Genomic DNA, 8,724 nt, shown 5'->3' with positions numbered 1-8,724 from the left:
CACCCGGACCAGTCCGGCCCGCCCCCCGGGACGCTCGCCCGCACGGGCACACAGCACGCCGGCCACCACCAGGGCGAACGCGGCGCACTGGCCGACGACCGTGAGTGCCCGCAGGACGTTGGAGTTGCCGTAGGCGGGGAAGGAGACGAGAGAGAAACCGACCAGGACGACAGCGGTGACGGCTGCGGCCAGCAGCGTCGCCGCTCCCGCCAGGCCCGGCCCCCGGAGCGCCACCGGCATGGTCAGAAGGGGAGCTTGCGGAAGATCGGGCGCGGGACGTGGGTCAGGACCGCCATGACGCCGCCGAACGCGGCGGGGGCGAAGACCGCACCCTTGCCCGCGCCGGACTTCTTGACCGCGATGCGGGCCACGTCGTCCTTGTTGATGGTGAGCGGCGCCTCCTTGACGTGCGCCGACATGCGGGTGCGGACCTGCCCCGGGCGGATCACCAGAACGTCCACCCCGTATTCGTCGAGGGCGTAGCCCAGACCGGTGTAGAACGAGTCCAGGCCGGCCTTGGTGGAGCCGTAGACGAAGTTGGAGCGGCGGGCGCGGAGGCCTGCCGCCGAGCTCATGGCGATGATCCTGCCGTAGCCCTGCGCCTTCATCCGCTCGGCGAGCAGCACCCCCACCGACACCGCACCGGTGTAGTTGACCTGGGCGATCTGCACGGCCTTGCGCTGGTCGGACCACAGTTCCTCGTTCTCCCCGAGGAGGCCGAACGCCACGATCGCGACGTCGACGTCGCCTCCGGCGAAGATCTGCTCGAAGGCGGCCGGATGGGAGTCGGTGGCGGCGGCGTCAAAATCCACCACGTCGACGGTGGTGGCGCCGGCGGCCGTCATCTCGGCCCGGGCGTCCTCGATACCTGGATCCCCGGGGAGGCAGGCCAGCACGACACGCATCGGGCCCTGCCGGAGGTACTCCCCGCAGATCGCCAGGCCGATCTCGGAGGTGCCTCCGAGCAGGAGCAGGGTCTGTGGGACGCCGACGGCATTGATCATGCGCAGGAGTCTACCGAGGGGCCCCCGCAGGATCGGGGAAGGTGTCCGCGACTACCCGGCCCGACGTGAACCCCGCGTGAGCGGGCGGACGGCGGGAGACGGCGGGGGTGGCCTCCGGGGAGACCGTCGCCACGTGGTGGGCGGCGGGGAGACGGCGACCAGGACGACGGCGGCGGCGACGGTGCGGAGGATCATGGCGGGCTCCCGATCATGCCTCCGGGCGACCCTTGTCGTCCGGGGTCACCCCATTGTGGCCCGTCGCTCGTCCGCGTGTATAGACCGCGCCGTGCGATTCCCATCGAGGAGCGCCGCGCGCCGGGTCAGAGTAGTTCGAGGCGCCGGCCCATGTCGGAGACGAAGACCCCGTGGGGGTCGATCTCGCGTCGGGTGGCGATCCACGAATCGATCTGAGGATACATGGCGTGGAAACGGTCGGCCGGGACCCGCGAGTCCTTGGCGGTGTAGAGCCGCCCGCCCATCGACATGACCTTGGCGTCCAACTCGTTGACGAACGAGTTCAGTCGGTCGTTGATCGGGAAGTCCACACACACGTTCCACCCCTCCATGGGGAACGAGAGCGGGGCCTGGTTCCCGGGGCCGAAGAGTTTGAACACGTTGAGGAACGAGTAGTGGCCCGAGCGCTGGATGTCGCCGATGATCTCCTTGAACCCGTCGACCGCCCCGGGCGGGACGATGAACTGGTATTGCAGGAAGCCGTCGGATCCGTACGCGCGGTTCCACTCTCCGAACAGATCGAGCATGTGATAGAAGGCCGGGAGGGTCTTGATCTTGTTTCGTGAGGTGCCGCCGAGACGGTAGTAGACCTCGCCGATGGGGCCGAAGGTGTACTTGTTGGCCAGACCGTTGGGGAACACGTCCGGGAACGTGACCAGCGGCTTGGCGTCCATGGCCAACGGGTCCTTGGCGAGCTTGGGGGCGTACTCCTCGAGTTGTGCGAGCGTGGCCAGCGACCCGCGGGACACCGCTGCCCGGCCGAGCTTCGGCGGCGCGCTGATGGCGTCGAACCACGCCGAGGAATAGGTGTATCTGGCCTCGGAGCCATCCGTGTGCAGGGCGATCGTCTCGTCGAGCGACCCCGTCTGGTCGGAGTCGGCGAGGAAGAACGCGGTCTCCGTGCGGGTCATCGCGATCCACACCTTGAGGACCACGCCGGTGAGACCGTTGCCGCCCACCGTGGCCCAGAACAGTGTGCCCTCGGGGTCGTCGGACGTCCCGCCGGGCTCGAGGGTGAGGACGCGGCCGTCCGCGACGAGGAGCTCCATCCGGGTGACGTGGTTGCCGAACGACCCAGCCGAGTGGTGGTTCTTGCCGTGGATGTCGTGCCCGATCGCCCCGCCCACGGTGACCTGGCGTGTGCCCGGCAGGACCGGCACCCAGAGGCCGAAGGGCAGCGCGGCGCGCATGAGCTGGTCCAGGTTCACCCCGGCGTCTACCACCGCGAGCGCCTTCTCGGCGTTGAGCTCGTGGATGCGGTTGAACCGGCTCATGTCCAGGACCAGGCCGCCGGAGTTCTGCGCGCTGTCCCCGTACGACCGGCCGAGCCCCCGGGCCACCACACCGCGCCGGAGGTGGGTGGGACCGGCGGCGTTGGCGTCGTTGACCGCCGCGACGGCCGCCGAGATCTCCTCCACCGAGCGGGGGGTGAGCACGTGGCTCATGGCCGGCGAGGTGCGTCCCCAGCCGGTGAGGCGCTTGAGTTCGGTGTCCAGGGTGGACTCGGCCGGGGTGGTCTGCTGCGTGGTGCTCACCCGGTCGAGGTTACCGCCGGTGTCCCGGATCAGCGGCAGCCCGTGGTGAACGGCACCCCGCGGGCGCGGGCGTCCACCCAGTCGAGGGCGGGCCCGACCGCGGTGTACGCCGCGGTGACGTGTTCGCCGGCGACGGGCGTGTACTCCACGTCAGCACCCGCCGCGCACCATTCGTGGACCAGCCTGTGGGCGGTCCACTCGGGAACGAAGGTGTCCCCGGGACCTCGCGACGACCCCGGCCCCGGGCCCATCGGCACCACCGCGTCGGCATGCCACACCTGCACCGGTCCGGAGGGGACCTCACGGGGGTCCGCCCCGTGGGCGGGGTCCGCCCGGCCCAACCGGTTCCGCGCCATCACCTCCTGCACCGTGGGGTCGGTGCGGGGGTCGGCGTCGGTGAGCACCGACAGTGGGAACGGGGCGAGTCCACCGACGGTGTTGATCGGCGCGCAGGCGTCGCGGAGCTGATGGGCCACCACGTCGCCGGTGTCGTTGAGCAGCGAGTAGAGCTGCGGGTACTCGCGGGCCAGTCCCAGCACGGCAGCTCGGTAGAGGCCGGAGGCGAGGGTCCCGTCCATGGTGTCGAACAACTCCGAATAGTCCGCGGGGACCCCACCCACGGAGGACCCGGCGAGCACCCCGGTGAGTTCGGGCGCGTAGACCGGTTGCAACTGGGCGGCCCACCCGGTGGCGATTCCGCCGCCGGAGTACCCCACCTGGACCACCCGCGACTCCCCGAACAACGGGGCGGGGTCTCCGGCCGGGGTGAAGGCGCGGGCCGCGCGGATCCCGTCGAGGACGGCCCGGCCGTTGGCCCGGCCCGCTCCGTACGCGGCTCGCGGGCCCTGGAAGTCCGTGAGGACGAGTCCGTAGCCACGGTCGGCGAGGATCTGGAGGAAGGGGGGGAGTTCGAAGTTGAACTTGTGGGGCAGGACGTATGAGGGCATGCAGTCCAGGCCCAGTGAGTCGATGGTCACGTTGAACGACACGAGCGGTCGGGGGCCAGGGCCGGGCCACGGCGTGGCCGGTTCGATGATCGTCGAGACGATCTGCTGCGGTCGGTCGTGGGAGTCGGTGCTCTGGACCAGGACCTGCCACCCGCGGCCGAAGTTGCGCACGTTGTACGGCGGGATCGCGACCGATCGTGTGGCCAGGATCGTGCCTGGCGCCGTGCCCGGGTCCACGGCCGGAGGGGAGTGGTACCAGGGATCGGGCGAGGGGCTCGGGAGGTACCGCTCCGGTGTCCGCTCCTCGGGTGGTGCCGCCCGGACCGCGGACAGAGGATCCGGGGCGGAGACTGTCGGCGAGTCGTCTATCGACCGGGGCTGGGCGAGCGCGGGGGATCCCGCGACAGCGCACGCCAGCGCGCACGCCATCGCGAGGGCCGCGGTCGCGGGACGGCGTGGGCGTCGGGAGAACATCTGCTCACATTATCGCGGCCACCCCGGTGGGAGGGGCACCTGACCCCGGCGTCCGGTCGACCCCGGAGGACCCGTGGGCCCCGGTCCGCGCGGCCCTTCGGCTCGTCGTCCCCGCGCTCGTCATGGGCTACGTGGCCGGCCGGATGTGGCTGGCCCGGGACGCCGTCGCGGGCGTCTTGCCCGGCGACGCCATGGCCATCGCCGGATCGGCGGGCCGGAAGGGTTGTCGCTCCGGCGCGGCCGCGCCCTACGCTGTCCTGGTGAGTACACCTACCGGCGGCGCGGACATCCCCGACGATTCCGTCCTCGACTCCCTGCGCGGAGCGGTCGACCCGCTCGAAGCCCGACACGAATCCGATCCGGCTCGGCCGGCGGACCTGAGGACCCAGATCACCCGCTTCTTCCTCACGGGCGTCCTCTCGGCGGTCGTCGACTACGGTCTGCTGCAGCTGTTGATGCTGTTCGGCCTGGGCTACGGTCCCGCCAAGGCGCTGTCGTTCGTGGCCGGCACGCTCACGGCGTACTCGCTCAACCGCCGGTGGACGTTCCAGGCCGAACCCTCCCGCGCCCGCTTCGTCGCCACGATGGGGCTGTACGCGCTGATGTTCGGCGTGCAGTGGGGCCTGTTCATGCTGCTGGTGCCGTTGTTCCACGATCTGGGCTGGAGCACGTTCTGGGCCACGACGGTCGGGTACGTCATCGCACAGGGCGTGGCCACGGTCACCAACTTCATCGTGCAGCGCACCGTGATCTTCCGGGTGCGCTGACCCGTGGACCCCGGGGTGCGCTGACCGCCCTCCCGGGGCGAAGCCCGGCCGGGGGCTAGCCTGGACGGCGCGACCGCGCCTTCACCCGCCCGGGCGTCAGACGATCCCGCACCGACACCCCAGGAGCACCCGCCACATGGACGCCACCACCGTGACAGCCGCAGGTGCCGACACCGGCTCCCTCCCGGCCGAGCGCGACCTGCTGTTGCAGCGCACCCTGTTCTCGGGCCCGCGCAGGTGGGTGAACGACGACCTGTACTCGCGGATCGTGCGGGGGGTCGTGCGCCGGACGCGCGCCGAGCTGCACCTGGACGCGGGGGCCGTCGTCGACACCAACACCTACTTCGGCCGGTTCGAGGCCTCCTATTGGCAGCGGTGGACATCGGTGTCCGAGCTGACCGTCCGGGTCGCGGTCGAGTCCGGGGGTCGCCTCGACGTCCTGGTCCGCGCCTCCGACATCGGCTCCCACGTGCGGACGGTGGACGTGTTCCACCACCACGGGGACGGCATGGCGGTGCTGAACGTGCCGGTGGACGCCTTCGTCGACGGCGGCGCGATGTGGTTGGAGTTCCACGCGGTGGATGCCGAGGCGACCGTGTCCGAGGTGACGTGGAGCGTGACGACGACGAGGCCGGCCCGCCGCGCGGCGGTGGCCATCTGCACCTTCAACAGGGCGGACGACTGTGCCGCCACCGTCGACTCGCTGGCGTCCGACCCGTTGGTGGCCGATCTGATCGACGATCTCTACGTGACGGACCAGGGAGCCGACCTTGTCGAGACGCGTGAGGCGTTCCACCGCGCGGCCGGGGAGTTCGGTGACCGGCTGCACTACCTCCGCCAGCCCAACCTCGGCGGTGCCGGGGGATTCAGCCGAGGGATGTTCGAGGCCACCGCCCCCGGCTCCGCCGGGCCGGTGGACGTACTGCTCATGGACGACGACGTGAGGGTCGAACCCGAGACGGTGCTGCGGCTGTTCGCCTTCGCGGCCGTGACCCGTGAGCCGATGCTCGTCGGCGCGCAGATGCTGTACCTGTTCAACCCGGACTACCTGCTGGTCTCGGCGGAGCGCACGCGGCTCGATCAGCTCGAGGGCGGACTGGACGCCGACGAGTACGCACTGCGCGACGAGTCCGTGGTGGACCACCGGCAGGAACGGCGGGTCGACGCCGAGTACAACGCGTGGTGGTCCTGTCTGGTGCCGGGGGAGGCGGTGGAGAGGGTCGGCCTGCCCCTGCCGTACTTCTTCCAGTGGGACGACATCGAGTACGGGCTGCGGTGCCGACAGGCAGGGATCCCCACCTGCACCCTGCAGGGTGCGGCGGTGTGGCACGCCGACTTCTACTGGAAGGACGGCGACGACTTCGGCCAGTTCTTCTCGATGCGCAACTCGCTGACCACAGCGGCCATCCGCCAGGGGATCGACCCGCGCGCCATGGCCGCGAACCTGGGACGGAGCGTCCTGAGGGCGGTCGTGGCGATGCAGTACGGGCTCGCCGCCACCCGCATGCGCGGCATCGAGGCGTTCCTCGACGGACCCGACGGCGCGCACGGCGTCGGCGACGGCGGGCAGGCCGCCCTGGCCGCGATCCGCGCCGAGCGCGCGGGATACCCCGAGACGGCCAGGCTCGCCGTCGACGCCCTCCCCGCGGGGATCACGGTGGAGCGCAAGGTGGGGATCCCCCGGGAGGACCGCGAGGACCAGGTGCTGGCCAAGCGATTGCTCGTCCAGAAGCTCGGCCGTCAGCGCCGCGGTGTCGTGGCCGTCCCCTACGAGGACGCGGCCTGGTGGCACGTCTCGCTCTTCGACGAGGTGTACGTGACCGACGCCTCGCAGACCGGGGTCCACCACCGGAAGGTCGACCCACAGCGGGTCACGGAACTGCAGAAATGCCTGGTCGCGCTGCTCGCCCGGTTCGTGCGGGAGGCCCCCGCGGCCCAGGAACGGTGGCGTGAGGCGCAGGCCCGCCTCACCACGCGGGAGAACTGGGCCCGGTTGTACGGGGTGTAGGGGGTCTGACCGGACTCGTCGGCGACGCTACTTCTTCGATGTCGGGGGCGCCTATACTCGGCGCACCCGGTGCCGCACCTCCCAGTTCCGAGGAGGCCGATATGTCCCCCGATCCGATGGGATGGTCCCGTGATCCGTCACCGTCCGGGACCGAGCACCGCAGGGCCGGGCGCGTGGCGGCGGAGCGTGCCCGGTTCGCGGCCCCCAGGGTGGCGGGCAGCGTCCTCACGACGGTGCGGATGCTGCTCGCGCGGCGACTTCACCATCCCCGGGACAACGTCGGGCGCGTGATCCGGTTCGACGACGGTTCCAGCGCCCGGGTGTACCGGGAGACGAGGGTCGAGGACGGCCGGGCCACGGATCCGGCGGTGGTGGTCGTGGGGTTCGTCCTCCGCGGTGTCCGCGGGCGAGGGCACCTTCTGTTCCGGCTGGAGAGTTGGTTGAACATCCCGTTGTTCGTGGGTTTTCCCGGCTTCACCTCGAAGCTGTGGTTGGGCCACGACGGCCTGGGCCGCTATCGGGGACTCTACGAGTGGGACGGCGCCGAGCGGGCGATCACGTACGTCGAGTCCCTGGCCTGGCTGCTCGACATGGTCTGCGTGCCGGGAACCGTCATGGCCCAGGTGATCCCCAGCACGCATCGGGATGACGTTCTGGCGCGTCGGGGGGAGCCGTCCGTCGACATGGACGGAGAGCGACGATGGTGGCTACCGGTCGCGCCGCCCGAGCAGGGCTGAACCCGTCCGGTCGCCGGGCTCTCCGGGCGGCTGTTCTCCCAGGACTGGATCGCCTGTCGGCGCAGCCCGTTCTCCCGCCGACACGGGCACGGATCCTTCCTGCCGCTGCGGCCCGGCCGGCCACCACCGGACATGGGGGCGTCTCCCGGGACCGGGTTGAGAGGACGCACGACCTGATCCGGCCTGCGGCCGTGCATCATCTGGTCGGCCGCGGTGTCGACGCTCCTACTGCCACCGCGCATCTGTCGGTCCACCCCCTCGAGGGCTGCTCCCGGGGGCGTTCCTCCACAGGCCCGCGCTGTCCACATGACCGGTGGTCGCAGACCGATCTCAGGGCCGTCCACCGGCTCCGGGGGGCAGAGTGTGCGGCATGCACTCACCGACTCCCTCTCCCGGGCCTGCGATCGTCACCTCCGTCGCTCGGTCCGTCGGACTGTTGCCGCCGGGACCGTTGACCACCGCCGAACTGGCGGCGGCGGTCCCCGACCCACGCGAGCGCGAGCGTTACGTCCGGATCTGGCACGGGGTCTACCGACGTGACGATCAGGTCGACGACCTCCGGCTACGGAGTGAGGCGCTGGCGCGGATCTGGCCCGAGGGGGTCCTGCGCGGGCGCAGCGCCGCACTGTTGTGGGGAGACGACTCGGCCCCGCCCGGTGCGCCGCCCGAGATCTGGCTGCCGGCCACCCGGAGGTCCCGCGAGGGACGGGTGTACCGCTATGGGGCGATGCAGTCGGCCGCCGTCACCGAGGTGGGCGGTCTCCGGGTCACCACCCCGCTGCGCACCTGCCGGGACCTGGCCTGTGATCTGGATCCCGAGGACGCGGTGGTGGCCGTGGAGCGGATGTGCGCGGCGATCCCGGGACTGGCGGGTCGGCTCGCGGCGGCGACCGCGCACCCGTCCGGCCGGGGAGCCCGCCGGTTTGCGAACGTTGCCGCGGCGATCGACCGGCGGTCGGTGTCCGCGGAATCGTCCCGCGCGCGGCTCCGGTTGGCGGCGGCGGGGTTCGACGGGTTC

General features: G+C 71.3%; 7 protein-coding genes and 1 pseudogene. 4 read left to right on the top strand and 4 right to left on the bottom strand.

Annotated elements, in window-relative coordinates:
* The 4 genes from IY392_RS05755 to IY392_RS05740 form a co-directional block, all read right to left on the bottom strand.
* On the bottom strand, positions 1–240 hold a 240-nt coding region (locus tag IY392_RS05755; protein WP_194860746.1), incomplete at its 3' end, for an arabinofuranosyltransferase.
* Between the two features lie 2 nt (positions 241–242).
* Positions 243–1,004, bottom strand: a complete 762-nt coding sequence (locus tag IY392_RS05750) for a decaprenylphospho-beta-D-erythro-pentofuranosid-2-ulose 2-reductase (protein WP_107755472.1) — start codon at positions 1,002–1,004, stop codon at positions 243–245.
* A gap of 320 nt (positions 1,005–1,324) precedes the next feature.
* Positions 1,325–2,773 (bottom strand): FAD-binding oxidoreductase, encoded by a 1,449-nt coding sequence (locus tag IY392_RS05745; RefSeq protein ID WP_107755473.1) that lies wholly within the window; start codon positions 2,771–2,773, stop codon positions 1,325–1,327.
* Between the two features lie 29 nt (positions 2,774–2,802).
* On the bottom strand, positions 2,803–4,194 hold the full coding sequence (locus tag IY392_RS05740) for a lipase family protein (RefSeq protein ID WP_194860745.1): 1,392 nt from the start codon (positions 4,192–4,194) through the stop codon (positions 2,803–2,805).
* A gap of 260 nt (positions 4,195–4,454) precedes the next feature.
* Here IY392_RS05740 and IY392_RS05735 point away from each other — a divergent pair, with 260 nt between their 5' ends.
* The 4 genes and pseudogenes from IY392_RS05735 to IY392_RS05720 form a co-directional block, all read left to right on the top strand.
* The gene (locus tag IY392_RS05735) at positions 4,455–4,961 is read left to right on the top strand and encodes a GtrA family protein (protein WP_107757931.1); all 507 of its coding nucleotides are present in this window, start codon (positions 4,455–4,457) and stop codon (positions 4,959–4,961) included.
* Between the two features lie 136 nt (positions 4,962–5,097).
* Positions 5,098–6,969: a glycosyltransferase gene (locus IY392_RS05730; RefSeq protein ID WP_194860744.1), complete on the top strand. Its 1,872-nt coding sequence runs from the start codon at positions 5,098–5,100 to the stop codon at positions 6,967–6,969.
* 101 nt (positions 6,970–7,070) lie between these two features.
* On the top strand, positions 7,071–7,706 hold the full coding sequence (locus IY392_RS05725) for a hypothetical protein (protein WP_182612752.1): 636 nt from the start codon (positions 7,071–7,073) through the stop codon (positions 7,704–7,706).
* Between the two features lie 370 nt (positions 7,707–8,076).
* Positions 8,077–8,724: pseudogene (locus IY392_RS05720) on the top strand (hypothetical protein); the annotation flags it as partial.

The organism is Dietzia sp. SYD-A1 (assembly GCF_015356725.1).
GTDB lineage: Bacteria > Actinomycetota > Actinomycetes > Mycobacteriales > Mycobacteriaceae > Dietzia.
The sequence above is the reverse complement of the archived record's forward strand: the minus strand, read 5'-3'. Positions and strand labels throughout refer to the sequence as shown.

Coding starts and splice junctions, on each gene's coding strand:
- IY392_RS05725 (WP_182612752.1), top strand. CDS start 7,071: ATGTCCCCCGATCCGATGGGATGGTCCCGTGATCCGTCACCGTCCGGG.
- IY392_RS05740 (WP_194860745.1), bottom strand. CDS start 4,194: ATGTTCTCCCGACGCCCACGCCGTCCCGCGACCGCGGCCCTCGCGATG.
- IY392_RS05730 (WP_194860744.1), top strand. CDS start 5,098: ATGGACGCCACCACCGTGACAGCCGCAGGTGCCGACACCGGCTCCCTC.
- IY392_RS05750 (WP_107755472.1), bottom strand. CDS start 1,004: ATGATCAATGCCGTCGGCGTCCCACAGACCCTGCTCCTGCTCGGAGGC.